34 protein-coding genes are annotated in these 26,713 nt (G+C 63.3%); all 34 read left to right on the top strand.

Translation table 11 applies throughout. From position 1 onward, the window contains the following. Positions 1-11 precede the first annotated feature (11 nt). Complete coding sequence (locus tag AC1X6S_RS06385; protein ID WP_483404893.1) at positions 12-980, top strand: AAA family ATPase; 969 nt, start codon at positions 12-14, stop codon at positions 978-980. A gap of 14 nt (positions 981-994) precedes the next feature. After that, the gene (locus tag AC1X6S_RS06380; protein WP_483404892.1) at positions 995-2,362 is read left to right on the top strand and encodes a DUF58 domain-containing protein; all 1,368 of its coding nucleotides are present in this window, start codon (positions 995-997) and stop codon (positions 2,360-2,362) included. Next, complete coding sequence (locus AC1X6S_RS06375) at positions 2,359-4,962, top strand: transglutaminase TgpA family protein (protein WP_483404891.1); 2,604 nt, start codon at positions 2,359-2,361, stop codon at positions 4,960-4,962. The genes AC1X6S_RS06380 and AC1X6S_RS06375 overlap by 4 nt, the downstream gene beginning before the upstream one ends. Further along, positions 4,959-5,684 (top strand): FHA domain-containing protein, encoded by a 726-nt coding sequence (locus AC1X6S_RS06370; RefSeq protein WP_483404890.1) that lies wholly within the window; start codon positions 4,959-4,961, stop codon positions 5,682-5,684. Before AC1X6S_RS06375 ends, AC1X6S_RS06370 begins: the two co-directional genes overlap by 4 nt. Before the next feature lie 60 nt (positions 5,685-5,744). After that, positions 5,745-6,227, top strand: coding sequence for a hypothetical protein (locus AC1X6S_RS06365; RefSeq protein ID WP_483404889.1), 483 nt, complete (start codon positions 5,745-5,747; stop codon positions 6,225-6,227). Positions 6,228-6,245: 18 nt separating this feature from the next. Further along, positions 6,246-6,884: a spermidine/putrescine ABC transporter substrate-binding protein gene (locus AC1X6S_RS06360; RefSeq protein WP_483404888.1), complete on the top strand. Its 639-nt coding sequence runs from the start codon at positions 6,246-6,248 to the stop codon at positions 6,882-6,884. 163 nt (positions 6,885-7,047) lie between these two features. Then, complete coding sequence (locus AC1X6S_RS06355) at positions 7,048-8,562, top strand: zinc ribbon domain-containing protein (RefSeq protein ID WP_483404887.1); 1,515 nt, start codon at positions 7,048-7,050, stop codon at positions 8,560-8,562. A gap of 400 nt (positions 8,563-8,962) precedes the next feature. Further along, entirely contained in the window at positions 8,963-9,337 is a 375-nt protein-coding gene (rpsL, locus tag AC1X6S_RS06350) for a 30S ribosomal protein S12 (protein ID WP_108391783.1), read from the top strand. Continuing rightward, on the top strand, positions 9,337-9,807 hold the full coding sequence (rpsG, locus tag AC1X6S_RS06345; protein ID WP_108391782.1) for a 30S ribosomal protein S7: 471 nt from the start codon (positions 9,337-9,339) through the stop codon (positions 9,805-9,807). The genes rpsL and rpsG overlap by 1 nt, the downstream gene beginning before the upstream one ends. Before the next feature lie 84 nt (positions 9,808-9,891). Beyond that, positions 9,892-12,006, top strand: coding sequence for an elongation factor G (gene fusA / locus AC1X6S_RS06340; RefSeq protein ID WP_483404886.1), 2,115 nt, complete (start codon positions 9,892-9,894; stop codon positions 12,004-12,006). A gap of 126 nt (positions 12,007-12,132) precedes the next feature. Continuing rightward, on the top strand, positions 12,133-13,326 hold the full coding sequence (gene tuf / locus AC1X6S_RS06335; RefSeq protein WP_483404885.1) for an elongation factor Tu: 1,194 nt from the start codon (positions 12,133-12,135) through the stop codon (positions 13,324-13,326). A gap of 673 nt (positions 13,327-13,999) precedes the next feature. Further along, positions 14,000-14,308, top strand: coding sequence for a 30S ribosomal protein S10 (gene rpsJ, locus AC1X6S_RS06330; protein ID WP_022895514.1), 309 nt, complete (start codon positions 14,000-14,002; stop codon positions 14,306-14,308). A gap of 8 nt (positions 14,309-14,316) precedes the next feature. Beyond that, a complete protein-coding gene (gene rplC / locus AC1X6S_RS06325; RefSeq protein ID WP_108391779.1) occupies positions 14,317-14,973 on the top strand; it encodes a 50S ribosomal protein L3 in 657 nt (218 codons plus the stop codon). A 4-nt stretch (positions 14,974-14,977) separates the two neighbouring features. Then, entirely contained in the window at positions 14,978-15,676 is a 699-nt protein-coding gene (gene rplD / locus AC1X6S_RS06320) for a 50S ribosomal protein L4 (RefSeq protein ID WP_483404884.1), read from the top strand. Positions 15,677-15,678: 2 nt separating this feature from the next. Next, entirely contained in the window at positions 15,679-15,978 is a 300-nt protein-coding gene (rplW, locus tag AC1X6S_RS06315) for a 50S ribosomal protein L23 (RefSeq protein ID WP_108391777.1), read from the top strand. A gap of 18 nt (positions 15,979-15,996) precedes the next feature. Further along, complete coding sequence (rplB, locus tag AC1X6S_RS06310; protein WP_416279217.1) at positions 15,997-16,836, top strand: 50S ribosomal protein L2; 840 nt, start codon at positions 15,997-15,999, stop codon at positions 16,834-16,836. Positions 16,837-16,848: 12 nt separating this feature from the next. Further along, positions 16,849-17,130 carry a 30S ribosomal protein S19 gene (rpsS, locus tag AC1X6S_RS06305; protein ID WP_108391775.1) on the top strand — a complete coding sequence of 94 codons (282 nt, stop codon included), beginning with the start codon at positions 16,849-16,851 and terminating at the stop codon, positions 17,128-17,130. 25 nt (positions 17,131-17,155) lie between these two features. Next, positions 17,156-17,521, top strand: coding sequence for a 50S ribosomal protein L22 (gene rplV / locus AC1X6S_RS06300; protein WP_108391774.1), 366 nt, complete (start codon positions 17,156-17,158; stop codon positions 17,519-17,521). Then, positions 17,521-18,276 carry a 30S ribosomal protein S3 gene (gene rpsC / locus AC1X6S_RS06295; RefSeq protein WP_108391773.1) on the top strand — a complete coding sequence of 252 codons (756 nt, stop codon included), beginning with the start codon at positions 17,521-17,523 and terminating at the stop codon, positions 18,274-18,276. The genes rplV and rpsC overlap by 1 nt, the downstream gene beginning before the upstream one ends. Positions 18,277-18,278: 2 nt before the next feature. Beyond that, on the top strand, positions 18,279-18,698 hold the full coding sequence (rplP, locus tag AC1X6S_RS06290; RefSeq protein ID WP_108391772.1) for a 50S ribosomal protein L16: 420 nt from the start codon (positions 18,279-18,281) through the stop codon (positions 18,696-18,698). Beyond that, positions 18,698-19,024: a 50S ribosomal protein L29 gene (rpmC, locus tag AC1X6S_RS06285; RefSeq protein WP_483404883.1), complete on the top strand. Its 327-nt coding sequence runs from the start codon at positions 18,698-18,700 to the stop codon at positions 19,022-19,024. The genes rplP and rpmC overlap by 1 nt, the downstream gene beginning before the upstream one ends. Next, positions 19,024-19,329 carry a 30S ribosomal protein S17 gene (gene rpsQ, locus AC1X6S_RS06280; protein WP_108391770.1) on the top strand — a complete coding sequence of 102 codons (306 nt, stop codon included), beginning with the start codon at positions 19,024-19,026 and terminating at the stop codon, positions 19,327-19,329. Before rpmC ends, rpsQ begins: the two co-directional genes overlap by 1 nt. A gap of 35 nt (positions 19,330-19,364) precedes the next feature. Beyond that, positions 19,365-19,733, top strand: a complete 369-nt coding sequence (rplN, locus tag AC1X6S_RS06275) for a 50S ribosomal protein L14 (protein ID WP_108391769.1) — start codon at positions 19,365-19,367, stop codon at positions 19,731-19,733. Between the two features lie 2 nt (positions 19,734-19,735). Beyond that, positions 19,736-20,095, top strand: a complete 360-nt coding sequence (gene rplX, locus AC1X6S_RS06270) for a 50S ribosomal protein L24 (protein WP_108391768.1) — start codon at positions 19,736-19,738, stop codon at positions 20,093-20,095. Next, complete coding sequence (gene rplE / locus AC1X6S_RS06265; RefSeq protein ID WP_108391767.1) at positions 20,095-20,682, top strand: 50S ribosomal protein L5; 588 nt, start codon at positions 20,095-20,097, stop codon at positions 20,680-20,682. The genes rplX and rplE overlap by 1 nt, the downstream gene beginning before the upstream one ends. 225 nt (positions 20,683-20,907) lie before the next feature. Then, positions 20,908-21,306 carry a 30S ribosomal protein S8 gene (gene rpsH / locus AC1X6S_RS06260; protein ID WP_483404882.1) on the top strand — a complete coding sequence of 133 codons (399 nt, stop codon included), beginning with the start codon at positions 20,908-20,910 and terminating at the stop codon, positions 21,304-21,306. 6 nt (positions 21,307-21,312) lie between these two features. Further along, positions 21,313-21,849: a 50S ribosomal protein L6 gene (gene rplF, locus AC1X6S_RS06255; RefSeq protein WP_108391765.1), complete on the top strand. Its 537-nt coding sequence runs from the start codon at positions 21,313-21,315 to the stop codon at positions 21,847-21,849. Between the two features lie 2 nt (positions 21,850-21,851). Further along, positions 21,852-22,211 (top strand): 50S ribosomal protein L18, encoded by a 360-nt coding sequence (rplR, locus tag AC1X6S_RS06250; protein WP_108391764.1) that lies wholly within the window; start codon positions 21,852-21,854, stop codon positions 22,209-22,211. Beyond that, complete coding sequence (gene rpsE, locus AC1X6S_RS06245) at positions 22,208-22,924, top strand: 30S ribosomal protein S5 (RefSeq protein ID WP_416046393.1); 717 nt, start codon at positions 22,208-22,210, stop codon at positions 22,922-22,924. The genes rplR and rpsE overlap by 4 nt, the downstream gene beginning before the upstream one ends. Then, a complete protein-coding gene (rpmD, locus tag AC1X6S_RS06240) occupies positions 22,924-23,106 on the top strand; it encodes a 50S ribosomal protein L30 (RefSeq protein WP_108391763.1) in 183 nt (60 codons plus the stop codon). Before rpsE ends, rpmD begins: the two co-directional genes overlap by 1 nt. Next, positions 23,106-23,774, top strand: a complete 669-nt coding sequence (gene rplO / locus AC1X6S_RS06235) for a 50S ribosomal protein L15 (protein ID WP_483404881.1) — start codon at positions 23,106-23,108, stop codon at positions 23,772-23,774. Before rpmD ends, rplO begins: the two co-directional genes overlap by 1 nt. 160 nt (positions 23,775-23,934) lie before the next feature. Continuing rightward, positions 23,935-25,257: a preprotein translocase subunit SecY gene (gene secY, locus AC1X6S_RS06230; protein ID WP_483404880.1), complete on the top strand. Its 1,323-nt coding sequence runs from the start codon at positions 23,935-23,937 to the stop codon at positions 25,255-25,257. After that, positions 25,254-25,841, top strand: coding sequence for an adenylate kinase (locus tag AC1X6S_RS06225; RefSeq protein WP_483404879.1), 588 nt, complete (start codon positions 25,254-25,256; stop codon positions 25,839-25,841). The genes secY and AC1X6S_RS06225 overlap by 4 nt, the downstream gene beginning before the upstream one ends. Before the next feature lie 41 nt (positions 25,842-25,882). After that, entirely contained in the window at positions 25,883-26,710 is an 828-nt protein-coding gene (map, locus tag AC1X6S_RS06220) for a type I methionyl aminopeptidase (protein WP_483404878.1), read from the top strand. Positions 26,711-26,713 lie beyond the last annotated feature (3 nt).

Raw genomic sequence — 26,713 nt, 5'->3', positions numbered from 1 at the left:
AAGCAGAAACAGTGAGTGTCACTTCAGAACAGGCCGTATGGTTCCAGGGCGCCTTTGACTCCCTCGTCGACAACGTAGGGCAGGCGATTCTCGGCAAGGAGGAGACGATCAAGCTGGTCATCGCCTCGATGCTGAGCGGTGGACACGTGCTGCTCGAGGACTTCCCCGGCACGGGAAAGACTGTGCTCGCGAAGGCGTTGGCGAACACCCTCGAGGGCACGAACTCTCGTATCCAGTTCACCCCTGACCTGCTCCCGTCGGACGTCACCGGCGTCACCATCTACAACCAGGCATCCAACAAGTTCGAGTTCCACAAGGGCCCGATCTTCGCCTCGGTCGTCCTCGCCGACGAGATCAACCGCGCGTCTCCGAAGACCCAGTCGGCACTGCTCGAGGTCATGGAGGAGGGCGTTGTCACCGTCGACGGTGAGAGCTACCCCGTCGGCAAGCCCTTCATGGTGATCGCTACCCAGAACCCGGTGGAGCAGGCAGGAACCTACAAGCTGCCTGAGGCACAGCTCGACCGGTTCCTCGTTAAAACCTCGCTCGGCTACCCGGACCGTGACACCGCCGTGAACCTCCTGCTCGACTCTGCCAACCGATCGCGCTCATCGTCGATTGCCCCGATCATCGGTGCGCCGTCACTGATCGCGATGGCGCAGCTGGCATCCGAAGTGCATGTCGACCGTTCGGTGATGGAATATGTCACAGACATCGTCCACGCGACGCGGTCGCACAAGGACGTGGCACTCGGTTCAAGCATGCGCGGAGGACTCGCGCTCGCCCGCATGATCAAGACCTGGGCGCTCGCGCACGGTCGCATGTACGCAACACCAGACGACGTTCACACGCTCGCGGTGCCTGTGCTCGCACACCGCCTCATCGTCGATGCTGAGAGCGAGTTCGCCGGCGTGAAGGCCGAGGACATCGTCTCCGGCATCCTCGTCGACCTGCCTGTTCCCGCCTACCGCGCAGCGTAGGCGCACTTCTCCCCATGACGACGAGCCTCGACGCACCTCCGGTCGCACCGGCGCACGCACCGGCACCTGACGTGGCCGGTGTCGAGGCGACCCCGGAATTCGTGCTGCCTCCGCAGAAGAAGAAACGGCTCAGCGCCCTCGCACCGGTCGCGGAATCCTTCCGAGCGGGCGCCGGCGCCGTCGGGCGTTTGATCGTGCGACTCGGGCGCGCGAGCTGGCGGCTGATCGCACCGTACCTCGAGGTCGTCTCGGGCCTCGGCGCGCTCGTGCTTCTCTCTGGTGTCGCTGCACTCGTCGCGGGAATCCTGCTCGGCTGGCCGGAGCTGACGTTCATCGGACTCACCCTTCTGGTCGCCGTTGTCGTCGCCCTGTTCTTCCTCATTGGGCGATCCAGCTACTCCATCGACATCGAACTCAACCCGCGCCGCGTGACCGTTGGTGACCGTGCCATCGGCCGTGTGCTCGTGACCAACGTTGGCAAACGTCCGTCGACCGCGACAACGCTCGAAGTGCCGGTGGGGGAGGGACTCGCCGAATTCGCCATCGGCGGTCTCCAGCCCGGCGAGGACACCGAGGAACTCTTCGCGGTGCCGACGAACCGCCGCGCCGTGATTCTCGCCGGTCCCGCGATCTCGGTGCGCGGCGACCAACTCGGACTTTTCCGCAGGGCTGTTCGGTGGACCGATCAGATCGAGTTGTTCGTGCACCCGGTGACCACACGGCTGCACCCGACAGCAGCCGGACTGGTCCGCGACCTCGAGGGCCAGGTCACCAAGAAGATCACGAACAACGACATTTCGTTCCACGCGCTGCGCGCCTACGTCACCGGCGACGACGTCCGCTACGTGCACTGGCGTACCTCCGCCCGCACGGGGCAGCTTATGGTGCGGCAATTCGAAGAATCGCGGCGCAGCCAGCTGACCATCATCACGTCGAGTGACACGCGCTATTACGCGAGCGACGACGAGTTCGAACTCGCGGTGTCGGTGACGGCATCCATTGGCTCACAGGTGATCCGCGACGGCACGCAGATCAGCGTTGTGACGGAAGACCGGATCCTGAAGACGCACTCCGTGACGTCGCTGCTCGACGACACGTGCCGGATCGAGTCGATCGCCGGTTCGACGGCATCCGCGAGGGACTTCGCCAGGGAAGCGACCAAGCGGCTCCCACCACCGAGCGTCGTCGTCATCGTCGCCGGGTCGCTCATGGACGCGACTGACTATCGTGCGATCCAGCGACTGTTCGGCGGCGAGACCAACGTTCTGGCGCTTCGGATTGAAACCGGCGCACGGGCAAGGATCCAAGATGTCGCTGGCCTCGCGATCATTACCATCGGCGCGCTCTCCGACCTGCCCCGAGTGATGGCGAGGGCAGTATGAGCGAGCCCATCGACGACAGGACGTCCCGGCCGGTGACGCCGCCGCCTGCTCCTGCCGGGGACACGGGTGGCAGGCCCGCCAAGGCGCCCAAAGCGTCCAAGCCGGGCAAAACGCCCAAGACAGGCAAAACGCCCAAGGCTGGCAAGGCCGCGACAGCTCCCCGCGAACCCAGGCCACCTCGCGCCCCCCGTCCACCGCTTCCCCGGGGAACCGTGACGAATGCGACGTGGCGCGACCTGGCCGTCGTCACCGTGCTGTCACTGATCGGCATCTGGGGATTCGCCCCGGCGTTCGGTGAACCCGGTTATCTCCTCGCCGGCTTCGGCGGTGTGCTGGTCGGAACGGGCGCCGGCTACCTCGCCCACCGATTCCGGCTCAACGCCTTCGTCACGGCACTCGCCGCCATCGTCGCCTACTTCGTCCTCGGCAGTGCCCTCGCGATGCCGGGATACGCGTTGTTCGGTGTGATCCCCACCCTCACAACGCTCCGCGGGCTCGCGCTCGGCGCCGTCTTCGGCTGGGCTGACATCGTCACCCTCGCCGCACCCGTCGGCGCACCCGACTACATCACAGTTCTGCCCTATGTCGCGGGCTGGCTCGTCGGACTGGTGTCCGCCGTGCTCGTGCTGCGGTGGATGCCGCGGCACGACCGCAGTCCCGGCAGGCTCGCCGTCCTCCTGACCGGCCCGATCGTGCTGTACGTCATGGGCACGCTCATCGGCACCCAGACACCGTTCCTCGCGAACGTTCGCGGCATCGCGTTCGCCGTGATCGCCCTCGTCTGGCTCGGCTGGCGAAAGGGCGCAGCACACAACGCAAGCCTCTCCGAACGCAAGGGACTGAACAAGAACAAGCTCATTGGCACGGCGATCATCGTCGTCGCAGCGACACTCGTCACCGGCCTCGCCGGATCGGCGCTCGTTCCCGCTCCCGAAGCGCGGTTCGTGCTGCGCGAGAAGGTCGTGCCGCCGTTCGACCCCCAGGATTACCCGAGCCCGCTGGCCGGATTCCGCAAGTACACGAAGGACCTCGGCGAGTCCGAGCTGCTCAAGGTCACGGGGCTCACTGCCGCGGACAAGGTCCGTCTCGCCGTCATGGACACCTACGACGGCAGGCTCTGGGACGTGGCCGGCCCCGAAGCCCAGACCGGCGGCTCCGGCTCGTTCAGTCTGGTCGGCGAGAGCATGCCCGAGGCGCCCCTGCTCGTCTCGGAGTCCTCGCGAACGGTCACGGTGTCGGTCGAGGCCTACTCCGGAGTCTGGCTGCCGATGGTGGGATACCCCACCCGGCTGACGCTCCCGACCGAGCCTGAAGACAAGACACAGGATCTCCGCTACAACGCCTCCACAGCCACGACGGTGCTGACCTCGGGGGTCGACAAGGGCTACAGCTACAGCTTCGACGCCGACATTCAGGATGCCTACTCAGACGAGGCGCTGGAAAACGTGCCGACCGCGAACGTCACACTGCCGGCGGTCGACCGCGTCCCCGACGTCGTTGCAGCGAAGGCGGCGGAGTACGTCGGAACGGCGACGGGCCCGATCGGCCAGCTGCGCGAGGTTGAGCGCCAGCTCAAGGTCAACGGGTTCCTCAGCCACGGCCTGGCATCCGACGCCGTCCCCTCCCGCGCCGGGCACGGTGCTGACCGCATCGAGGAGCTGTTCACCCGCAACCAGATGATCGGCGACGAGGAACAGTTCGCGGCGGCATTCGCGCTCATGGCGCGGTCGCTCGGCTATCCCGCGCGCGTGGTGATGGGCTTCGCGCCCGAGAACGTCGAGGACGGTGCCGAGGTCACGATCACCGGTGAAGACATCACGGCGTGGGTTGAGGTGCCGTTCGACGGCGTTGGCTGGATCTCATTCCAGCCGACACCGGACGAGAAGGAAATCCCACAGGACCAGAACCCCAAGCCCAAGACCGAACCGCAGCCGCAGGTGCGGCAACCGCCCCGGGCCGAGAAGCAGGCCGAGGACCTCCTCACCAACGTCGACATCAACGACAGCGACGACGAGAAGAAGGACGATGACGCGTTCGAGCTTCCCGGCTGGCTCGTCGCCATCCTGTGGATCGTCGGCATCCCGCTCGTGCTCTACCTGGTTCCCCTCCTTCTGATCGCCCTGATCAAATCGAGGCGCAGGAAGAGGCGGCGTGAGGCCGCGACGGCCGACGCGCGTGCTGCGGGCGCGTGGGACGAAGCACTCGACAGCTTCACTGAGCTGGGCTTCAGCGTTCCGGCCGTGGGGACCCGCGGCATGCTTGCCAGGGACCTGACCGCACAGGTCGCCTCTGCGACCACGACCCAGGGCGACGCTACGGATGTCGCGGCGAGCCAGGGTGAGGACGCCGGCAGCGTTCTGACCCGTCTCGCGGACGGCGCCGACGAGGCCGTCTTCGCGGGAGTTGACGCGACCGACGAGCATGTGGACGAACTGTGGCAGGCGTCTGGCCAGTCGTCGCTCGCCGCCGCTGCCGCTGTAGGCTGGTGGCGCCGTCAACTCAGCAGGTTCCGCGTGAGTTCGAGGAAAACGGGCTCAGTGCGACCGGCGGCAGTTCAGGGCAGGCCGGGCAGACGCGCGAAGGGGGAGAACCAGAAATGACGAACGGTTCGGAACTCCCCGACCGGTGGAACGGCAATCCCATTCCGCCGAGGCCTCCTCTTCCGCCGATCGACGCCCCTCCCGTGTCCGAAGCCGGTATCCCTGTCGCGCCTCCGGCGCCTCCGGCGCCTCCCGCGCCCGGGGTGCCCGTGCCAGTGGTGCCGGCAGTGCCAGCGCCCGACGCCAGGAACGTCGCCCCCGGTGCGAGCGTTGGGGCAGAACCTGAGCCGGCCAAGTTCAAGATCGGCATGCCCCCCGGCATGAACTTCGACCCTGACACAGTGCCGTCCTCCGACTTCCCGGCCGTCGTTCCCGTCGCCAAGCCGGAGTTCCCTCCAGCACCGACACCACAGGCTGCCGCTCCCGGACCCAACCACGACGAAGAAGCTGGAACTTCCCCGAGTCTGGTGCTCCCCGACGGTACAGTCCTTCCGCTCGCCGGTGGCCTCGTCGTTGGCCGTGATCCGCTGCACCAGGCTGGGTACCCGGCCAGCGTCCTCGCCCGGCTCCACGACGTCGAGCGAAGCGTGTCGAAGACGCATGCGGCGCTCGGGCTCTCAGCGGACGGTGCCTGGGTCGTCGACCTGAACTCAACAAACGGGACATTCCTCGTCGCGGCGGACGGCAGCCTCACTCCGTGCATTCCGGAGGTTCCCACTCCACTGGCGCCCGGCGTCGACATCAGGTTCGGCGAGTACCGGGTCCGGGTGAGACTGGGCTGACCGGTGATGTCAGTTCCAGAGCCACCCGAAGACAGCAGACCGACGCCGTATTCGTACGTATTGTCCGTCTTCGCAACGTTCACGTACTTCGCGCTCGTCGTCTGCGCTTTCGGATTCATCAGCCTGCTGACTGACACCGAGGTCGTCGCCAGGCCCGACGCCGGACCCCTGGTCGGGCCTGCGGCGACCGCGGCGGCCGTCGCTGTTGTCCTCGTCGCCCTTCTCGGTGCTGCCCGGCAGTACGAGGCCGCCGTGCGGCGCTCGGCCGAAGCGTCAGTCGGTGACCCTGTGCGGGTTCCGCTGGGGCGCGCCGTCTCGACCGGGATCTTTGCCTGGGCGGCATACGTGCTCGTTGGCTCGATGCTCTACGCGGCAGCGGCCGATCAGCTGTTCGCCGGGATGCTGTTTGCTGCGGATGCGATCCTGCGGCTTTACGGAGTGGCGGTCGGCGTCCTCGCGGCTGTCGTCTACGTCGCCTTTGCCCTCATCCTGGCTGCCGGTGGTGCTCATCCGGCGCGCCCCCTGTGGCCGTGGGAGAAGTAGGGCGGTAACCTCTGAATCATGGATCGGTCGCTCGACACGAGGGTGAGTCAGGCGGTCGACGCGTGGCTCGAGTGGCTGCCACGATGGCGACCGTCGACCCACCGCGGGCGGACACGACTGTGCCGTCGCTGCTTCGGCTCTCCGGTCATGGCGGCCGTCGGACTCGACCGTGACGTTCCGCACACCGTCCAGCACGGCCTGTCGACCAGGATCAAGGCCATCGTCGACGAGGTCGTCGATGAGTACACGGAGCGTAATCTCCCGCTCCTCCAGCGGGAACTGAAGGCCGCTGAAGAGAGCAAGGCGCGGTCGTACCGGCCGGACCGCGGACTCGAGCCGGAGTACGACGGCCTTCCCGTCGACCCCGACCCGGTACCGGGGGAGCCATACCTGTTCACCCTCGCTGGTCTCGCCGGGCAGGAAGTGCCGGAACCTGAAGCGCTCCCCGCGCCCCTGTCTGAGGAAGAGAAGGCTGCGCTTCGCACAGAAATCCGGCTCGCAGACGAGTGTGCGATCCACGCCGGCAAGCTCGTCTGTCTGGCGATCGAGCCCCATCGCGAGCGGATTCTGGCGGCTGTCGCGCTCTATGTCGAGCCCCAGATCGAGGCTCTCCTCGCCGACCTGACGCTCGAGTTGGACTCGCCGCCCTCCTGGTGACACGGCCGGACGCGCGCCGTTGCGGTTCTCTCAACGCTCCCGTGGCATCCGCCCCGCGAACTCTGTGCGTGACCCCCCTGAAGATGGGGACTTGTGCCCAACGTACCGAGCACGCCCCGTCGATAGGCTTGCGCTGCAGTCGCACGCCATCAATCGGGGAGACATGACAAACGACAACACAGGACAGCAGAATCCGTGGGGCCAGCCCGCTGAGCCGAACCCGTGGGGACAGCCGCAGGCCCCGCAGCCCGGTCAGCAGCCAGCCCAGCCCCATGGGGAGCAGCCGACCCAGCCGCACGCAGGGCAGCAGTCGTCGTACCCGCCGCACGCAGGGCAGCAGCAGCCGTACCCGGCCCAGCAGCCCCCGCAGCAGTTCTCGCAGCAGTTCTCGACCCCGGCCGCTCCCGCACTGCCGGTGCAGCAGCCAGCTCCGCAGCCTGCCTCTCCGCAGCAGCCAGCTCCGCAGCAGCCAACTCCGCAGCCTGGCTCTCCGCAGTTTGGCCAGCAGGGCCAGCCCACGCCGCGCATCGATGACCGAGGCCCGGCGGCTTACCCTCAGCAGGCACCGATCACTGGTGGCCCGACCGGTCAGCCAGCCGGCGGAGCGGGGTACCCCCCACAGCCCCCGACCGCTGCATACCCCGCCGGCGCCCCGTCAAATCCAGCGGTTCCGAAGAAAAAGAAGAGCCTTGTGCCGTGGATCGCGGGAGGCACGGCTGTCGTCCTCCTCGGGGTCGGCGGCATCGTGGCATTCAATGTCGGTGCATCGGCCCACGCACCCGAACTCGAGGTAAAGGCCTACCTCGACGCGCTCAAGAAGGGCGACGTGGCTGGTGCGTTCGAGGTGTCAGACACCAAGGTCGAGAAGACCGATCTTCTGCTCACCAAGAAGGCGTACGCCGAAGCCGACGACCGCATCACCAGGTACACGCTTGGCGAGGTCGCTGTCGAGGGCGACACCGCCACTGTGACGGCGAGCATCACCCAGGCCGGCGAGAAGTACGACCAGGAATTCACGCTGGTCAAGCAGGGCAAGGACGCCGTTTTCTTCGACAACTGGCAGCTCGAGTCCCCGCCGCTCTCGAGCATCGCGGTCGGTATCAACGCACCGGACGACGCGGTCGTCGAGGTCGCAGGGGTCGACGTCTCCGAACTGAAAAAGGATGACGGTGTCTACACGCTTCGCGCGCTCCCCGGCACGTACCCCGTCGCTCTGGGCGGAGACAACGCGTGGTACAGCGCAGAGGACCTGCAGGCATCCGTCGTCGGGTTCGGCGTTGAAGCAGACGCCGCCGAGGCGCCGACGCTCGAGATCGCGCTGACCGAAGAGGGGACGACAGCAGCCACGGACGCTGTCAACGCGTGGCTTGACGCATGCGTCGCCTCGAAGGAGCTTGCCCCGGCCGGGTGCCCGTTCTGGGCGACGAATTCGGAGGGATACGAACTCTCGAACTTCACGTGGACGGTGACCAGGCCAGCGTTCTCCATTGGAGAATTCGCCGATGGCACCTGGCCTGTCTCCACCGACACCGACGGCAGTGCCCAGGCCGGCGCTGACGCGAGGGACCCGTTGTCCGGCGCAACCGGGCGGATCGCAACCGAAACCTTCCCCTTCGACGTCGACGGCTACGTCGAGGCGTTCGGCGAGGACGGACCCACATTCGTCTACGTGCCCTAGATCTGCCTGCCTGAGTGCATCCCGCGCAGCCCGCTGCGCCCCCGAACCGGCCACGACCGCAGTTGCCGAACTGTGGCCGTGGCCGGTTCGTGCGTGGCGCGCCGCCGGCGCGCTCGAGGCCCCGGCGGGGGAGGCCGTTCGCTTGACCGGGGAGCTACCCCCGGGTAGTATTTAGGGGTGTGCGCTTTGTCGCGCTCTTAACTCGAGCCCGAAACGGTCCGCTTGAGGTCAGGCAACTCTCACACACTGGGTCGGATTGCCATAAGCGCCGGCTCCCACGGCATACCCACCACACCAAAAGCAGCGCTCCTCTGCGCTGCCGGTGGGTCCATTGAACTCGCCTCGCGCGAATGCTAGCAACATTGCCGCTGTCACCGTGCAGCACAAACAAGGAGAAGTAGTGCCAACTATTCAGCAGTTGGTCCGTAAGGGTCGCACGCCGAAGGTCACCAAGACCAAGGCTCCCGCTCTTAAGGCCAACCCCCAGCAGCGTGGCGTTTGCACCCGTGTGTACACCACAACCCCGAAGAAGCCGAACTCGGCGATGCGCAAGGTCGCTCGTGTGAAGCTCTCCAACGGCACCGAGGTCACCGCCTACATCCCAGGTGAAGGCCACAACCTCCAGGAGCACTCGATGGTCCTGGTTCGTGGTGGACGTGTGAAGGACCTTCCTGGTGTCCGTTACAAGATCATCCGTGGCGCACTTGACACGCAGGCCGTGAAGAACCGCAAGCAGGCTCGCAGCCGCTACGGCGCAAAGATGGAGAAGAAGTAATGCCTCGTAAGGGACCAGCACCAAAGCGCCCCGTCGTCGCAGACCCCGTCTACGGCGCACCGATCGTCAGCCAGCTCGTCAACAAGATTCTTGTTGACGGCAAGAAGGGCCTCGCAGAGCGCATTGTTTACACCGCGCTCGAAGGCGTTTCGGCAAAGAACGGCCAGGACGCCGTCGTCACACTGAAGAAGGCGCTCGACAACGTTCGTCCGACCCTCGAGGTCCGGTCACGCCGTGTCGGTGGATCGACCTATCAGGTGCCGATCGAAGTCAAGCCGCACCGCGCAAACACCCTCGCTCTCCGCTGGCTCACCAGCTACGCAAAGGGTCGTCGCGAAAAGACAATGACAGAGCGTCTCATGAACGAGATTCTCGACGCATCAAACGGCCTCGGTGCCGCGGTCAAGCGCCGCGAAGACACGCACAAGATGGCCGAGTCGAACAAGGCATTCGCTCACTACCGCTGGTAGTAGCGGCAGGATGCCCCGGCACCTGTGCCGGGGCATCCGCCCGCCTGTTCACCCTCATCTCACCAAACTTCCTGGAGGAACCCAGTGGCACTTGACGTGCTCACCGACCTGAACAAGGTCCGCAACATTGGCATCATGGCCCACATTGATGCTGGTAAAACCACAACTACTGAGCGCATCCTGTTCTACACGGGCGTCAACCACAAGATCGGTGAGACGCACGACGGTGCATCCACGATGGACTGGATGGAGCAGGAGCAGGAGCGTGGCATCACGATCACCTCTGCAGCTACCACCTGTTTCTGGGGTGACAACCAGATCAACATCATCGACACCCCCGGCCACGTTGACTTCACGGTCGAGGTGGAGCGTTCGCTCCGCGTCCTCGACGGTGCTGTCGCGGTGTTCGACGGCAAGGAGGGCGTTGAGCCCCAGTCCGAGACCGTCTGGCGCCAGGCCGACAAGTACGACGTTCCGCGCATTTGCTTCGTCAACAAGATGGACAAGCTCGGTGCAGACTTCTACTTCACGGTAGACACCATCATCAAGCGCCTCGGCGCGAAGCCCCTCGTGATCCAGCTGCCCATCGGCGCTGAGAGCGACTTCGAGGGCGTCGTCGACCTCGTTGAAATGCGCGCGCTCACGTGGCGTGGCGACAGCAAGGGTGACGTCGAGATGGGCGCCAAGTACGCCATCGAAGAGATCCCCGCTGACCTCGTTGAGAAGGCTGCTGAGTACCGCAAGCTCCTCCTCGAGACCGTTGCCGAGACCGATGACGCGCTGCTCGAGAAGTACTTCGGTGGCGAAGAGCTGACCGTTGCCGAGATCAAGGGCGCGATCCGCAAGCTCACCGTCAACAGCGAGATCTACCCGGTCCTCTGTGGCTCGGCGTTCAAGAACCGCGGCGTCCAGCCGATGCTCGACGCTGTCATCGACTACCTGCCGAACCCGCTCGACGTGCCGGCAACCGAGGCTCGCGACCCGCGCGACGAAGAGAAGATCATCCTTCGCCACCCGGACGCTGCTGAGCCGTTCGCTGCTCTCGCCTTCAAGGTTGCTGTTCACCCGTTCTTCGGTCGCCTCACGTACATTCGCGTGTACTCGGGTCGCCTGGACTCCGGTGCCCAGGTCATCAACTCGACCAAGGGCAAGAAGGAGCGCATCGGCAAGATCTTCCAGATGCACGCCAACAAGGAAAACCCCGTGGACTTCGTGACCGCAGGTCACATCTACGCGGTTATCGGCCTCAAGGACACCACAACCGGTGACACCCTGTGCGACCCGAACAACCAGGTCGTGCTCGAGTCGATGACCTTCCCTGAGCCCGTCATCTCGGTCGCAATCGAGCCGAAGACGAAGCAGGACCAGGAGAAGCTGGGAACAGCTATCCAGAAGCTTGCCGAGGAAGACCCGACGTTCCGCGTTGAGCAGAACCAGGAGACCGGCCAGACCGTTATTCACGGAATGGGCGAGCTTCACCTCGACATCCTTGTTGACCGCATGAAGCGTGAATTCAAGGTTGAGGCAAACGTGGGCAAGCCCCAGGTCGCCTACCGCGAGACGATCCGCCGCGCGGTTCCGAAGCACGACTACACGCACAAGAAGCAGACCGGTGGCTCCGGCCAGTTCGCGAAGATCCAGTTCGGCCTCGAGCCGCTCGAGATCACCGCTGACCAGACCTACGAGTTCGACAACAAGGTCACCGGTGGACGTATCCCGCGCGAATACATCCCTTCCATCGATGCTGGTTTCCAGGATGCGCTTCAGGTCGGTATCCTTGCCGGGTACCCGCTCGTCGGCGTCAAGGCAATCCTGCTTGACGGCGCGGCTCACGATGTTGACTCGTCAGAAATGGCGTTCAAGATCGCGGGTTCCATGGGCTTCAAGGAAGCCGCACGCAAGGCTGACCCGGTTCTTCTTGAGCCGCTCATGGCCGTCGAGGTGCGCACTCCCGAGGAGTACATGGGCGACGTCATCGGTGACATCAACTCACGCCGCGGCCAGATCCAGGCAATGGAAGACGCAGCAGGCGTGAAGGTCATCACCGCCAAAGTCCCGCTCTCTGAAATGTTCGGCTACATCGGTGACCTGAGGAGCAAAACCTCCGGTCGTGCCGTGTACTCGATGGCATTCGAGAGCTACGCGGAGGTCCCGAAGGCTGTCGCCGAGGAGATCATCCAGAAGAGCAAGGGCGAGTAATCGCCCTGCGGCTGGGGAGGCATATCCCCAGCCGCGACCTAGTAACATAAAAAACACAAACCCCCGTAGTAAACCGGTTGCAATCCAGTGCCCGGCGTCGCTACATCAGTCCTGAGGAGGACCATAGTGGCTAAGGCCAAGTTCGAGCGGACCAAGCCGCACGTAAACATCGGTACGATCGGTCACGTCGACCACGGCAAGACCACGCTTACCGCTGCCATCTCCAAGGTGCTTGCTGACAAGTTCCCTTCGGCAACGAACGTTCAGCGCGACTTCGCGTCGATCGACTCCGCTCCCGAAGAGCGCCAGCGCGGTATCACGATCAACATTTCGCACGTCGAGTACGAGACGCCCAACCGTCACTACGCTCACGTTGATGCACCCGGCCACGCCGACTACATCAAGAACATGATCACCGGTGCTGCCCAGATGGACGGCGCAATCCTCGTGGTTGCAGCAACCGACGGCCCGATGGCCCAGACGCGTGAGCACGTTCTGCTCGCGAAGCAGGTCGGCGTTCCGTACCTCATGGTCGCACTGAACAAGTCCGACATGGTTGACGACGAAGAAATCCTTGAGCTCGTCGAGCTCGAGGTCCGTGAGCTTCTCTCGAGCCAGGGCTTCCCCGGCGACGACGCTCCCGTTATCCGCGTTTCGGGCCTCAAGGCTCTCGAGGGTGACGAGAAGTGGGTCAACTCGGTTCTCGAGCTCATGGAAGCTGCTGACTCGCACATTCCTGACCCGGTGCGCGACAAGGACAAGCCGTTCCTGATGCCGATCGAGGACGTCTTCACGATCACCGGTCGTGGAACCGTTGTCACGGGCCGCGCCGAGCGTGGAACCCTTGCCCTGAACTCCGAGGTCGAAATCGTTGGCATCCGCCCGACGCAGAAGACCATCGTCACGGGTATCGAAATGTTCCACAAGCAGCTCGACGAGGCATGGGCCGGCGAGAACTGTGGTCTTCTTCTTCGTGGCACCAAGCGCGAAGACGTTGAGCGTGGACAGGTTGTTGTGAAGCCGGGTTCGGTTACCCCTCACACCAACTTCGAGGGCACCGCCTACATCCTTTCCAAGGAAGAGGGTGGACGTCACAACCCGTTCTACGCGAACTACCGCCCGCAGTTCTACTTCCGCACCACGGACGTCACCGGCGTCATCACGCTGCCAGAGGGCACCGAGATGGTCATGCCTGGCGACACCACCGAAATGACCGTTGAGCTGATCCAGCCCATCGCCATGGAAGAGGGCCTCGGCTACGCAATCCGTGAGGGTGGCCGCACCGTCGGTGCTGGTACCGTCACCAAGATCATCAAGTAGTTTTTCACTACTGACGATTCCCTGAAGGGGGTCGGGCCCCTCGGGCCCGGCCCCCTTTTGTGTCGCCGCGAATGGCCGGTCCGCGTGCACTGCCCGGTGGATCCGGATGGCCGTCTGGTCACCCGTACTGGGGTGAGCCATTGCCGCGTGGGGTATATGACGATTCATCATGTTTGGCTAAAGTGGACCCAACCGTGACAGAATCCCCTCGGTCACGTCCACCGGCGGCCCCACCCCCCTCAAGGGGCCGTCGGCTGGGGAGTGCAACTGACGGTTGCGCATCGCAGGGAGGCGCGGGCGCTGGAATTCCGCCACGCCCAACGCGACACGCCCGGGTTGCATAACGGGATCGAATCTGTCAGACTCGTCTAGTTCAACATTTCCGTGCTTTGCGCCGGAATCACTGCCAGGTAGTGCATAGATCACCCTCACTTTGAGAGTAGAGCTAGGCCGCGGGCAGCAGAACATCGACTTGGTCGACAACCCCCAACATTGGCATCGGCCAGAACGTCAGTACACCTGTGCGTTCGGCTTGAGTCAGGGGCGGGGGCCGGCAAAGACTTGACAGAAAAATAGTGGTGCGACAGCAAGTGGTGCCCAGCGTTGCAAAACGCTAAGAAGCGCGTCCAATGCGAAGCAATTCGTAAGACGCAAGACAGAGAGTGAGTCAAACATGGCGGGACAGAAGATCCGCATTCGACTTAAGTCATACGACCACGAGGTCATTGACACCTCGGCGCGCAAGATCGTCGACACAGTAACCCGCGCGGGTGCGACGGTTGTCGGCCCAGTGCCGCTTCCGACCGAGAAGAACGTGGTGGCTGTCATCCGTTCTCCTCACAAGTACAAGGACAGCCGGGAGCACTTCGAAATGCGCACCCACAAGCGTCTGATCGACATCATTGACCCGACGCCGAAGGCCGTCGACTCGCTTATGCGACTCGACCTGCCTGCCGACGTCAACATCGAGATCAAGCTCTAAGGGAACGCATGTCTACGCAGAACAAGACCAGCAAGGGTCTGCTCGGCAAGAAGCTTGGCATGACTCAGGTCTGGGACGAGAACAACAAGCTCGTTCCCGTGACCGTTATCGAGATCACCCCAAACGTTGTGACGCAGATTCGCACGCCAGAGGTCGACGGCTACAACGCGGTTCAGATCGCCTACGGCCAGATCGACCCGCGCAAGGTGAACAAGCCGGACGCCGGACACTTCGACAAGGCAGGCGTCACGCCTCGCCGTCACGTCACCGAGGTCCGCACCGCTGACGCATCCGACTACGCGCTCGGCCAGGAACTCACCGTTGAAGGCACCTTCGAGGCCGGCCAGAAGGTCGACGTCGTCGGAACCAGCAAGGGTAAGGGCTTCGCCGGTGTCATGAAGCGCCACAACTTCAAGGGTGTTTCCGCATCTCACGGTGCACACCGCAACCACCGCAAGCCCGGTTCAATCGGTGCTTCGTCGACCCCGAGCCGTGTCTTCAAGGGCATGCGCATGGCGGGTCGCATGGGTGGAGAGCGCGTCACCGTGCTGAACCTCCACGTCCACTCGGTCGACACCGAGAAGGGCCTGCTGCTCGTCAAGGGTGCCGTTCCCGGCGCTCGTGGCCGCATCGTTTTCGTCCGCAACGCAGTGAAGGGAGCGTAGTCCTATGACTGACGCAACTCGGATCGCTACGGTCGACGTTCTCGACACCAAGGGCAAGAAGACCGGAACGGTCGATCTTCCCGCAGAGGTGTTCGACGTCCAGACCAACATCCCGCTCATCCACCAGGTCGTTGTGGCACAGCTTGCTGCAGCCCGCCAGGGAACCCACAAGACCAAGCGTCGTGGTGAAGTTTCCGGTGCAGGCCGTAAGCCGTTCAAGCAGAAGGGAACAGGTCGCGCTCGTCAGGGCTCGATCCGCGCCCCTCAGATGCGTGGTGGTGGAATCGTTCACGGACCAGTGCCCCGCGACTACTCGCAGCGCACCCCCAAGAAGATGATTGCTGCTGCCCTCCGTGGCGCACTGTCCGACCGCGCACGCGGTGAGCGTATCCACGTCGTGGAGAGCTTCATCGTCGCCGAGGAACGTGTCACCAAGGCAACCACCGAGTACCTGGCACAGGTTGCGAACTCGGAGAACGTCCTCATCGTTCTCGAGCGTGACGACGTGCTCAGCTACAAGGCTGTCCGCAACATCCCAACCGTTCACGTCATCAACTACGACCAGCTGAACGCGTACGACGTTCTCGTCTCGGACGACATCATCTTCACCAAGGCCGCGTTCGACGCTTTCGTCGCCGGTCCGGTCAAGGGCAAGTCGGTCAAGGCTGTTGCTTCGTCTGCTGACGTCACTGAGGAGGCCTAGTCATGTCCAACATTCACAAGGACCCGCGCGACATCATCATCTCGCCGGTGGTCTCCGAGAAGAGCTACGGCCTGATCGACGAGGGTAAGTACACCTTCGTTGTCGACCCGCGTTCGAACAAGACCGAGATCAAGCTCGCGATCGAGAAGATCTTCAAGGTCGAGGTCGCAAGTGTCAACACACTGAACCGCACCGGCAAGACTCGTCGTACCAAGTTCGGTATGGGCAAGCGCAAGGACACCAAGCGCGCGATCGTGACGCTCAAGTCCGGTTCCATCGACATCTTCACGGCTGTCGGCTAAGGGGCGTAAGGAAAAACTATGGCTATTCGCAAATACAAGCCCACGACACCTGGTCGTCGCGGATCGAGCGTTGCTGATTTCGCTGAAATCACCCGCTCGACCCCGGAGAAGTCGCTTCTGCGTCCCCTCTCCAAGACCGGTGGTCGCAACAACCAGGGCCGCATCACGACCCGTCACATCGGTGGTGGCCACAAGCGCCAGTACCGCGTTATCGACTTCCGTCGTAACGACAAAGACGGCGTCAACGCCCGCGTCGCTCACATCGAGTACGACCCCAACCGCACGGCGCGCATCGCGCTCCTGCACTACGTTGACGGCACCAAGCGCTACATTCTCGCTCCCAACAAGCTCGCACAGGGCGACGTTGTTGAGTCGGGCGCAAGCGCTGACATCAAGCCGGGCAACAACCTGCCGCTGAAGAACATCCCAACGGGTACCGTCATCCACGCAATCGAATTGCGTCCGGGTGGAGGCGCCAAGATGGCTCGCTCAGCAGGCGCATCGGTTCGACTCGTCGCCAAGGATGGCCCGTACGCGCAGCTCCGCCTGCCGTCCGGTGAAATCCGCAACGTCGACGCGCGCTGCCGCGCAACCATCGGCGAGGTCGGCAATGCCGAGCAGTCGAACATCAACTGGGGTAAGGCCGGCCGTAGCCGCTGGAAGGGCATCCGCCCGACAGTGCGTGGTGTCGCCATGAACCCGGTCGACCACCCGCACGGTGGTGGTGAGGGCAAGACCTCCGGTGGACGTCACCCGGTCAGCCCGTGGGGTCAGAAAGAAGGCCGCACCCGCCACCCGAACAAGGAAAGCGACAAGCTCATCGTTCGTCGCCGTACCGCCACCAAGAAGCGTAAGTAGGAGTTGTAGAAGATGCCACGCAGTCTTAAGAAGGGCCCCTTCGTTGATGACCACCTGCTCCGCAAGGTGGTTCGCGCGAACGAGGCCAACAGTAAAAACGTCATCAAGACCTGGTCGCGCCGTTCGATGATTGTCCCCAACATGCTTGGGCACACCATCGCGGTGCACGACGGTCGCAAGCACATCCCGGTGTTCATCACCGAGTCGATGGTCGGGCACAAGCTCGGCGAGTTTGCACCCACCCGCACCTTCCGTGGACACGTGAAGGATGACAAGAAGGGTCGTCGCCGCTAACGCGGTGACGAAAAGGAGGAGAGAAATGGTGGAGTCAGTCGCACGAGTGCGTCACATCCGCGTCACCCCCATGAAGGCCCGCCGCGTCGTCAACATGATCCGCGGAAAGCAGGCCACTGAGGCCTTGGCCATTCTGAAGTTCGCACCGCAGGGTGCATCAGAGCCCGTCTACAAGCTGGTTGCTTCTGCCATCGCGAACGCTCGCGTCAAGGCAGACAAGGACAACCAGTTCCTCGACGAGCAGGACCTGTACATTGCCAAGGCATTCGTTGATGAGGGTACGACCCTCAAGCGCTTCCAGCCGCGTGCACAGGGCCGGGCATTCCAGATTCTGAAGCGCACCAGCCACATCACTGTTGTGCTCGCCACTCCTGAGGAGGGTACGAAGTAATGGGTCAGAAAGTAAATCCATACGGCTTCCGCCTCGGCATCACCACCGACCACGTGTCGCGCTGGTTTTCCGACAGCACCAAGCCTGGCCAGCGTTACAGCGACTACGTTGCTGAAGACGTCAAGATCCGTCGACTGCTCGGCACCTCGCTTGACCGCGCCGGTGTTTCGCGCATCGAGATCGAGCGCACCCGTGACCGTGTCCGCGTCGACATCCACACCGCCCGTCCGGGCATTGTGATCGGTCGCCGTGGCGCCGAGGCTGAGCGGATTCGCACAGACCTCGAGAAGCTCACTGGCAAGCAGATCCAGCTGAACATCCTCGAGGTCAAGAACCCCGAGGCTGACGCTCAGCTGGTCGCACAGGGCATCGCCGAGCAGCTCTCCGCACGTGTGGCATTCCGCCGCGCAATGCGTAAGGGACTGCAGGGCGCCCAGCGCGTCTCGACTGTCAAGGGTGTTCGCATCCAGGTCTCCGGCCGCCTCGGCGGCGCCGAGATGAGCCGTTCGGAGTTCTACCGCGAAGGCCGTGTGCCACTGCACACGCTCCGCGCGAACATCGACTACGGCTTCTACGAGGCAAAGACCACCTTCGGCCGCATCGGCGTGAAGGTCTGGATCTACAAGGGCGACATCACCAACAAGGAACTCGCTCGCGAGCAGGCAAACGCTAAGTCGAGCCGCCCGGAGCGCAGTGACCGTCCGCGTCGTGCACCTCGTGCGGACGCTCCGGTTGCAGAAGGGGCTACGGCTTAATCATGCTTATTCCACGTCGTGTCAAGCACCGCAAGCAGCACCGTCCCCACCGCACTGGCCAGGCCACCGGTGGAACCGTTGTCAGCTTCGGCGAGTACGGCATTCAGGCCCTCACCCCCGCTTATGTGACCAACCGTCAGATCGAGTCCGCTCGAATCGCGATGACGCGTCACATCAAGCGTGGTGGAAAGGTCTGGATCAACATCTACCCCGACCGTCCGCTCACCAAGAAGCCTGCTGAAACCCGCATGGGTTCCGGTAAGGGTTCGCCCGAGTGGTGGGTCGCGAACGTCAAGCCCGGCCGTGTGCTCTTCGAGGTTGCTGGTGTCCCCGAGACACTCGCCCGCGAGGCACTGACCCGTGCAATCCACAAGCTGCCTCTCAAGGCACGCATCATCAAGCGCGAGGAGGGCGACGCATAATGGCGATCGGTTCCAAGGAGCTCACCCCCGTTGAGCTCGACACATTTGAAGACGAACGTCTTGTCGACGAGCTGCGCAAGGCCAAGGAAGAGCTGTTCAACCTGCGCTTCCAGTCGGCCACCGGCCAGCTCGAAACCCACGGCCGCCTGCGCGCCGTGAAGCGCGACATCGCTCGCATCTACACGGTCATCCGTGAGCGCGAGCTCGGAATTCGGGCCACCCCGGTTCCGGTTGAAGTCGAGGCTCCGGTCAAGGCTGCGAAGAAGACCAAGAAGAAGGATGCCGTTGAAGCGGCACCCGAAACCGAGACTGAGGAGGCCAAGTAATGGCTAAGTCTGACGCTAAGGGCGCAGCACCCTCGACTGAGGCTGAGGCCGTTGTTCGTGGCTACCGCAAGACGGCACGTGGATACGTCATCAGCGACCGCATGGACAAGACCATCACGGTTGAGGTCGAAGACCGCGTAAAGCACCCGCTTTACGGCAAGGTCATCCGCCGCACCTCCAAGAGGAAGGTGCACGACGAGCTCAACGGCGCCGGCATCGGTGACCTCGTTCTGATCAGCGAGACCCGTCCGCTCAGCGCCACAAAGCGCTGGCGCCTGGTCGAGATCCTCGAGAAGGCCAAGTAAGCCCCCGGGCTTTACTTGTCAGAAGGAGTTAGAAAATGCTTCAGCAGGAATCCAGAGTCAAGGTTGCCGACAACACCGGCGCCAAGGAGCTTCTCACCATTCGTGTTCTCGGCGGATCCGGTCGGCGTTACGCCAGCCTCGGCGACACCATCGTTGCGACCGTCAAGGACGCAATCCCCGGCGGAAACGTCAAGAAGGGTGACGTCGTCAAGGCGGTCATCGTTCGCACCAAGAAGGAAGTCCGTCGTCAGGACGGCTCCTACATCAAGTTCGATGAGAACGCAGCAGTGATTTTGAAGAACGACGGCGACCCCCGCGGTACCCGTATCTTCGGACCGGTCGGTCGCGAGCTTCGCGACAAGAAGTTCATGAAGATCGTCTCGCTGGCACCGGAGGTTATTTAGTCATGGCGAAGATCAAAAAGGGCGACCTCGTCCAGGTCATCTCTGGCGCAACCCAGGCTCGCGGCGGTTCACGCGGCAAGCAGGGTCGTGTCATCCAGGTCCTGGTCGAGAAGAACCGCGTCATCGTTGAGGGCGTCAACTACGTCACCAAGCACGTCCGCCAGGGTCAGACCCAGCGCGGAACGAAGACCGGTGGCGTCGAGACCCACGAGGCTCCGATCCACATCTCGAATGTGGCTCTCGTTGACCCCGAGACCAAGAAGCCGACGCGAGTCGGACACCGCAACGAGCAAGTAACGAAGAACGGCGTCACCAAGACGGTCCGTGTTCGTTACGCCAAGAAGTCAGGTAAGGACCTCTAATGACTGACACGGCAGTGGCGGCTGGCAAAATCCAGCCCCGCCTCAAGGAAAAGTACAAGGCAGAGATCCAGGAGCAGCTGCTCAAGGAACTCGGCCTGACCAACGTGCACCAGATTCCGACGCTCACCAAGATCGTCGTGAACATGGGTGTCGGTGAGGCAGCCCGCGATGGAAAGATCATCGATGGCGCTGTTGCCGACCTGACCAAGATCACCGGTCAGAAGCCACAGGTCACCAAGGCCCGCAAGTCCATCGCACAGTTCAAGCTGCGCGAAGGTCAGCCCATCGGCGCCCACGTCACGCTTCGTGGGGACCGCATGTGGGAGTTCCTGGACCGCCTGCTGAGCCTCGCTCTCCCGCGTATCCGCGACTTCCGCGGCCTCAGCCCGAAGCAGTTCGATGGCACCGGCAACTACACGTTCGGTCTGACCGAGCAGTCGATGTTCCACGAAATCGACCAGGACAAGATCGACCGCGTACGCGGAATGGACATCACCGTTGTTACAACGGCGAAGTCCGACGAGCAGGGTCGCGCGCTCCTCAAGGCGCTCGGATTCCCCTTCACGTCAACAGACAGCGCAAAGTAACTGTAGAGTGGGTCGGTTGCTTGCAGCCGGCCCGCACTGCGGTTGCTCACAACTGAAGATTTCTCTCGCACGGTTGCGCCGGCACCAATTTGTTCGACAAATCGGTGTTCGGCGCACTCGAGCGTGGAGATCAGGGGGGCGGAGCATCCGTTTCTCCCCTAACCACCACAGGTCGTCATTCGTGTAACGGGTGAACGAAACCTGGTGAACCGAAGGAAATAACACATGACAATGACAGATCCGGTCGCAGACATGCTGACCAGACTGCGCAACGCGAACTCGGCGCACCACGACACCGTGTCCATGCCGCACTCGAAGCTCAAGAGCCACATCGCGGAGATCCTCACCTCTGAGGGCTACATCTCCGGATGGGAAGTTTCTGACGCACGCGTCGGACAGACCCTGACGCTGAACCTCAAGTTCGGCCCGAACCGCGAGCGCTCCATTGTGGGCATCAAGCGTGTCTCGAAGCCAGGCCTCCGCGTGTACGCAAAGTCGACGGAGATCCCCAAGGTTCTCGGCGGCCTCGGCGTCGCCATCCTGTCCACCTCCTCTGGTCTGCTTACAGACCGTCAGGCTGAGAAGAAGGGCGTAGGCGGAGAAATTCTCGCTTACGTGTGGTAGCCAGATATGTCGCGTATTGGAAGACTTCCCATTGAGATCCCCGCAGGGGTCACCGTATCGGTCGACGGCTCAGCCGTCACCGTCCAGGGCCCGAAGGGTGAGCTCGCGCTGAACGTCGCCAGCCCCATCGAGGTCAAGGTTGAGGATGGCCAGGTTCTGGTCACTCGCCCCGACGACGAGCGTGAATCACGTTCGCTCCACGGACTCACCCGCACACTCATCAGCAACCAGATCGTCGGCGTCACCCAGGGCTACACCAAGGGCCTTGAGGTTGTCGGAACCGGTTACCGCGTTGCACAGAAGGGCGGCTCTGTTGAGTTCGCTCTCGGCTTCTCGCACCCGGTCCTGATCGACCCGCCTGCCGGCATCACGCTCACCGTTGAGGGCAACAACAAGCTCACGGTGTCTGGTATCGACAAGCAGGCCGTCGGCGAGGCTGCTGCCAACATTCGTAAGATTCGCAAGCCTGAGCCGTACAAGGGCAAGGGTGTGCGTTACGCCGGCGAGATTGTTCGCCGCAAGGCCGGAAAGGCTGGTAAGTAACCATGGCCGTAAAGTCCAAGTCGGCTGCGCGTGACCGTCGTCACGCGCGCCTCCGTAAGAAGATCGCGGGAACAGCGGCTCGACCGCGTCTCGTTGTGACCCGTTCGGCTCGTCACGTATTCGTGCAGGTCGTCGACGACAGCAAGGGCTTCACCCTCGCGTCGGCATCGACCCTCGAAACTGACCTCCGTACCTTTGACGGTGACAAGACCGCAAAGGCCAAGAAGGTCGGCGAGCTCGTTGCAGAGCGTGCGAAGAGCGCCGGCATCGAAGAAGTCGTTTTTGACCGCGGTGGCAACCGTTACGCGGGTCGCGTCGCGGCTATCGCCGAGGGTGCTCGAGAGGGTGGGTTGAACCTGTGAGTGATGTACAGAAGACCGAGGTTGCAGCTGCTGCTGAGCTGCCAGCCGTCGAAAAGCCGGTCGAAACCGCAGCTGGTACCGAGAGCTCGGGTCGCACCGATGCTCGCGACAGCCGCCGTGGCGGTCGTGGCGAGCGTAACCAGGGCCGCGAGCGTAACAGCCGCGACGCTGACAAGAACCAGTTCCTCGAGCGCGTCGTCACCATCAACCGTGTCTCCAAGGTCGTCAAGGGTGGTCGTCGCTTCAGCTTCACCGCTCTCGTCGTCGTCGGAGACGGCAACGGAATGGTCGGCGTCGGCTACGGCAAGGCTCGCGAAGTGCCTCTCGCCATCTCCAAGGGCGTCGAGGAAGCGAAGAAGAACTTCTTCCGCGTTCCCCGCGTCGGCTCGACCATCCCGCACCCCGTCCAGGGTGAGGCAGCCGCAGGTGTTGTTCTCCTGCGTCCGGCCGCTGCGGGTACCGGTGTTATCGCCGGTGGTCCCGTCCGCGCCGTCCTCGAGTGCGCAGGCATCCACGACGTTCTCAGCAAGTCGCTCGGTTCGTCGAACACCATCAACATCGTTCACGCGACAGTTACCGCGTTGAAGATGCTCGAAGAGCCTCGCGCCGTTGCCGCACGCCGTGGCAAGGAGTACTCCGAGATTGCTCCTGCCAAGCTGCTGCAGGTCGAGGCCCAGGCCGCTGCCAAGGCAGCCGCAAAGGTAGGTGCGTAATGGCTTCATTGCGAATCACGCAGATCAAATCCAAAATTAGTGAGAAGCAGAACCAGCGCGACACACTGCGCAGCCTGGGACTGAAGCGCATCGGTGCTGTTGTTGTCCGTGAGGACAACTCGCAGAACCGTGGCTACGTCAACACTGTTGCTCACCTCGTCAAGGTTGAGGAGATCGACTAATGGCTGACAAGAAAGATGTCACCGAGGAGACCGCCAAGAAGGCTCCCGCGAAGAAGGCCGCTGTAAAGACGGCTGACGCAAAGGCGCCCGCTGCCAAGAAGGCTCCAGCGAAGAAGGCGCCTGCCAAGGCGGCTTCCGCCAAGGCCGAGACCGTAGCTGCTGACGCCCCCGTGGCGAAGGCTCCTGCTCGGAAGGCCCCCGCGAAGAAGGCGGAGGAGTCCGCTCCTCGCCCGCAGGTGCTCAAGGTCCACCACCTTCGTCCCGCTGAGGGATCGAAGAAGGACCGCCAGCGCGTTGGCCGTGGTGAAGGCTCCAAGGGTAAGACTGCTGGTCGTGGAACCAAGGGTACGAAGGCTCGTTACTCGGTTCGTCCCGGCTTTGCCGGTGGCCAGCTGCCACTGCACATGCGTGCTCCGAAGCTGCGCGGGTTCAAGAACCCGTTCCGCGTCGAGTACCAGGTTGTCAACCTTGAGCGTCTCGCTGAGCTCTACCCGAAGGGCGGCGACGTCACAGTTGCCGACCTCGTCGCCAAGGGCGCCGTTCGCAAGAACGAGAAGGTCAAGGTCCTCGGAAACGGCGACATCGACGTGAAGCTGAACATTTCGGTAGACAAGGTCTCCGGATCAGCTGAGCAGAAGATCGTTGCTGCTGGCGGCTCTGTAAAGTAAAACAAAAGACGCCGGTCGAGCGCTCACACTAATGAGCAGGTCACCGATTGTTCGACAGGCCCGGTAATCGAGTAGATTCGATTGCCGGGCCTGTTCGATACGGGGCCATCAACCGGCACTAAGAGCCGAATTCTTCGGCTCGAAAACCAGGAGGCCTTTTTTGTTTAGCGCCGTTGCGCGGATCTTCCGCACTCCAGACCTTCGACGGAAGATCGGGTTCACACTGGGCATCATCGCCCTGTATCGCCTTGGTTCATTCGTTCCAGCACCGTTCGTCGACTTCGGCAACGTCCAGGCCTGCCTGGCGCAGAACCAGGGGACCTCCGGCCTCTACGAACTCGTCAATCTCTTCTCCGGTGGAGCCCTGCTCCAGCTCTCGATCTTCGCGCTCGGGATCATGCCGTACATTACGGCGTCGATCATCGTGCAGTTGCTGCGCGTTGTGATCCCGCACTTCGAGACGCTCCACAAAGAGGGCCAGTCCGGCCAGGGCAAGCTGACCCAGTACACCAGGTACCTCACCATCTTCCTCGGCATCCTGCAGTCGACGACGCTCATCACTGTTGCGAGGTCAGGCGCGCTGTTCGGCACGAACGCGAGCGCCGAGTGCAGCCAGCTGCTGACCAACGACACCTGGTACGCCGTTCTTCTCATGGTCATCACCATGACGGCTGGTACGGGGCTCATCATGTGGTTCGGTGAAATGATCACCGAGCGCGGGATCGGCAACGGAATGTCGCTGCTGATCTTCACCTCCATCGCTGCAACCTTCCCCAGCTCGCTCGGGTCGATCTGGGCTGCGAAGGGATTCGAGACGTTCCTGCTCGTCCTCGCCGTCGGAATCGTGATCATGATGCTCGTCGTGTTCGTTGAACAGTCGCAGAGACGCATCCCTGTTCAGTACGCGAAGCGGATGGTGGGACGCCGCACCTACGGTGGCAACAACACCTACATCCCGATCAAGGTCAACATGGCCGGTGTCGTGCCGGTGATCTTTGCATCGTCGCTCCTGTACCTGCCCGCACTGATCGCCCAGTTCAACACGCCGGCCGCTGGCGAAGAGCCGGCCGCGTGGGTCACCTGGGTGACGAACTACCTCGTGCAGGGCGACCACCCGCTGTACATGGCCCTGTACTTCCTGCTCATCGTCGGCTTCACCTATTTCTACGTCGCTATTACCTTCAACCCGGAGGAAGTGGCAGACAACATGAAGAAGTACGGCGGCTTCATCCCCGGTATCCGCGCGGGACGTCCCACCGCCGAGTACCTCGACTACGTGCTCACCCGCGTGACGCTGCCAGGGTCGGTGTACCTCGGCCTCGTGGCACTCATCCCGCTGGTCGCCCTCGCGCTGGTTGGCGCAAACGCCAACTTCCCGTTCGGTGGCGCGTCGATCCTCATCATCGTCGGTGTCGGGCTCGAAACCGTCAAACAAATCGATTCACAGCTGCAACAGCGTCACTACGAAGGACTTCTCCGATGACCCGCCTCTTGATCGTCGGTCCTCCCGGCGCAGGAAAAGGAACCCAGGCCGCCATCATCGCCGAGACGTTCGGGATCCCGGCGATCTCGACCGGCGATATCTTCCGCGCGAACATCAAGGACGGGACCGAGCTCGGGATGAAAATCCAGGAGATCGTGTCGAGCGGTTCGTACGTGCCAGACTCGCTCACCAACGAGATCGTCCGTGATCGGCTTCACCAGGACGACGCGAACGAGGGATTCCTGCTCGACGGCTACCCACGTACCGTCGACCAGGTTCACGAGCTCGACTCGATCCTCGCCGAAACCGGTTCAGAGCTCGACGCCGTCGTGCGCCTGGTCGCCGACCCGGACGAGGTCGTCGCCCGGCTGCTCAAGCGGGCGACAGAGCAGGGACGCGCCGATGACACCGAAGACGTCATCCGGCACCGCCAGGATGTCTACCACGACCAGACCGAGCCCGTGATCGCCGCATACGCGGACCGCGGCCTCGTGATCGATGTCGACGGCCTCGGACCTGTCGACGAGGTCGCCAGGCGCGTCCGGGATGCCCTCGCTGCGCGTGGCATCGCGGTTACCGTCTGACCCTGCTCGCCCGAGCACCAACCAGAAATCCCAGACACACCATGCTGCGCAAGTCCATCTACAAAACCCCTGCCCAGCTTCGCCTCATGGTGGAGCCGGGACTCGCGACCGCCGCATCGCTCGCCGCAGCGCGGCAGGCGATCGCTGTCGGTCGAACCACACTCGAGGTCGACGCGGCTGCGGAAGCCGCGATCATCGCCCTTGGCGGTCAGCCGAACTTCAAGCTCGAGCCGGGCTACAACCACACGATCTGTGCCTCGGTCAACGAGGAAGTAGTGCACGGAATCCCGGGCGGGCGTCGCCTGGAGCCGGGAGACATCCTCTCGGTGGACAGCGGTGCCATCCTGGGCGGCTGGAATGGTGACGCGGCGATCACCGTCGTCCTGCCGGACCCGTCGCGTCCTGAGCTCGTCGCAGAGCGTCAGAAGCTCTCCGACGTCACCGAAGGTTCGCTCTGGGCCGGCATCGCGCGGCTTGCCCGCGCGCGTCACCTCAACGAGGTGGGTGAAGCGGTCCAGGAGTACGTCGAGAAGCACGGAAGCTACGGCATCCTCACCGACTATGTCGGGCACGGAATCGGACGCTCGATGCACGAAGCGCCCCCCGTCTTCAACTACCGGGTTCGTCAGAAGGGCCCAGAGGTGAAACCGGGACTGGTGGTTGCCATCGAGCCGATGGTCGTACTCGGGAGCATTGACACCCACACGCGCGATGACGACTGGACCGTCGCCACCGATGATGGCCTCGCCGCTGCCCACTGGGAGCACAGCGTCGCGGTCCACAAGGACGGAATCTGGGTGCTGACCGCGGAGGACGGGGGAGCGGCCGGCCTCGCTCCGTTCGGCGTGACTCCAACTCCCATCGCCTGAGAC

The organism is Mycetocola sp. Y442, assembly GCF_056898615.1.
Note: the sequence above shows the minus strand (reverse complement) of the source record. Positions and strands in the feature narration are given on the sequence as shown.

Coding starts and splice junctions, on each gene's coding strand:
- map (WP_483404878.1), top strand. CDS start 25,883: ATGCTGCGCAAGTCCATCTACAAAACCCCTGCCCAGCTTCGCCTCATG.
- rplF (WP_108391765.1), top strand. CDS start 21,313: ATGTCGCGTATTGGAAGACTTCCCATTGAGATCCCCGCAGGGGTCACC.
- rplV (WP_108391774.1), top strand. CDS start 17,156: ATGGTGGAGTCAGTCGCACGAGTGCGTCACATCCGCGTCACCCCCATG.
- AC1X6S_RS06370 (WP_483404890.1), top strand. CDS start 4,959: ATGACGAACGGTTCGGAACTCCCCGACCGGTGGAACGGCAATCCCATT.
- rpsG (WP_108391782.1), top strand. CDS start 9,337: ATGCCTCGTAAGGGACCAGCACCAAAGCGCCCCGTCGTCGCAGACCCC.
- rplD (WP_483404884.1), top strand. CDS start 14,978: ATGACTGACGCAACTCGGATCGCTACGGTCGACGTTCTCGACACCAAG.
- rpmD (WP_108391763.1), top strand. CDS start 22,924: ATGGCTTCATTGCGAATCACGCAGATCAAATCCAAAATTAGTGAGAAG.
- rplB (WP_416279217.1), top strand. CDS start 15,997: ATGGCTATTCGCAAATACAAGCCCACGACACCTGGTCGTCGCGGATCG.
- AC1X6S_RS06225 (WP_483404879.1), top strand. CDS start 25,254: ATGACCCGCCTCTTGATCGTCGGTCCTCCCGGCGCAGGAAAAGGAACC.
- AC1X6S_RS06380 (WP_483404892.1), top strand. CDS start 995: ATGACGACGAGCCTCGACGCACCTCCGGTCGCACCGGCGCACGCACCG.
- rpmC (WP_483404883.1), top strand. CDS start 18,698: ATGGCGATCGGTTCCAAGGAGCTCACCCCCGTTGAGCTCGACACATTT.
- rpsH (WP_483404882.1), top strand. CDS start 20,908: ATGACAATGACAGATCCGGTCGCAGACATGCTGACCAGACTGCGCAAC.
- rplX (WP_108391768.1), top strand. CDS start 19,736: ATGGCGAAGATCAAAAAGGGCGACCTCGTCCAGGTCATCTCTGGCGCA.
- rplN (WP_108391769.1), top strand. CDS start 19,365: ATGCTTCAGCAGGAATCCAGAGTCAAGGTTGCCGACAACACCGGCGCC.
- rplW (WP_108391777.1), top strand. CDS start 15,679: ATGTCCAACATTCACAAGGACCCGCGCGACATCATCATCTCGCCGGTG.
- rplR (WP_108391764.1), top strand. CDS start 21,852: ATGGCCGTAAAGTCCAAGTCGGCTGCGCGTGACCGTCGTCACGCGCGC.
- rplO (WP_483404881.1), top strand. CDS start 23,106: ATGGCTGACAAGAAAGATGTCACCGAGGAGACCGCCAAGAAGGCTCCC.
- rplC (WP_108391779.1), top strand. CDS start 14,317: ATGTCTACGCAGAACAAGACCAGCAAGGGTCTGCTCGGCAAGAAGCTT.
- AC1X6S_RS06360 (WP_483404888.1), top strand. CDS start 6,246: ATGGATCGGTCGCTCGACACGAGGGTGAGTCAGGCGGTCGACGCGTGG.
- rpsJ (WP_022895514.1), top strand. CDS start 14,000: ATGGCGGGACAGAAGATCCGCATTCGACTTAAGTCATACGACCACGAG.
- AC1X6S_RS06355 (WP_483404887.1), top strand. CDS start 7,048: ATGACAAACGACAACACAGGACAGCAGAATCCGTGGGGCCAGCCCGCT.
- rpsQ (WP_108391770.1), top strand. CDS start 19,024: ATGGCTAAGTCTGACGCTAAGGGCGCAGCACCCTCGACTGAGGCTGAG.
- rplP (WP_108391772.1), top strand. CDS start 18,279: ATGCTTATTCCACGTCGTGTCAAGCACCGCAAGCAGCACCGTCCCCAC.
- rpsS (WP_108391775.1), top strand. CDS start 16,849: ATGCCACGCAGTCTTAAGAAGGGCCCCTTCGTTGATGACCACCTGCTC.
- AC1X6S_RS06375 (WP_483404891.1), top strand. CDS start 2,359: ATGAGCGAGCCCATCGACGACAGGACGTCCCGGCCGGTGACGCCGCCG.
- rpsC (WP_108391773.1), top strand. CDS start 17,521: ATGGGTCAGAAAGTAAATCCATACGGCTTCCGCCTCGGCATCACCACC.
- rplE (WP_108391767.1), top strand. CDS start 20,095: ATGACTGACACGGCAGTGGCGGCTGGCAAAATCCAGCCCCGCCTCAAG.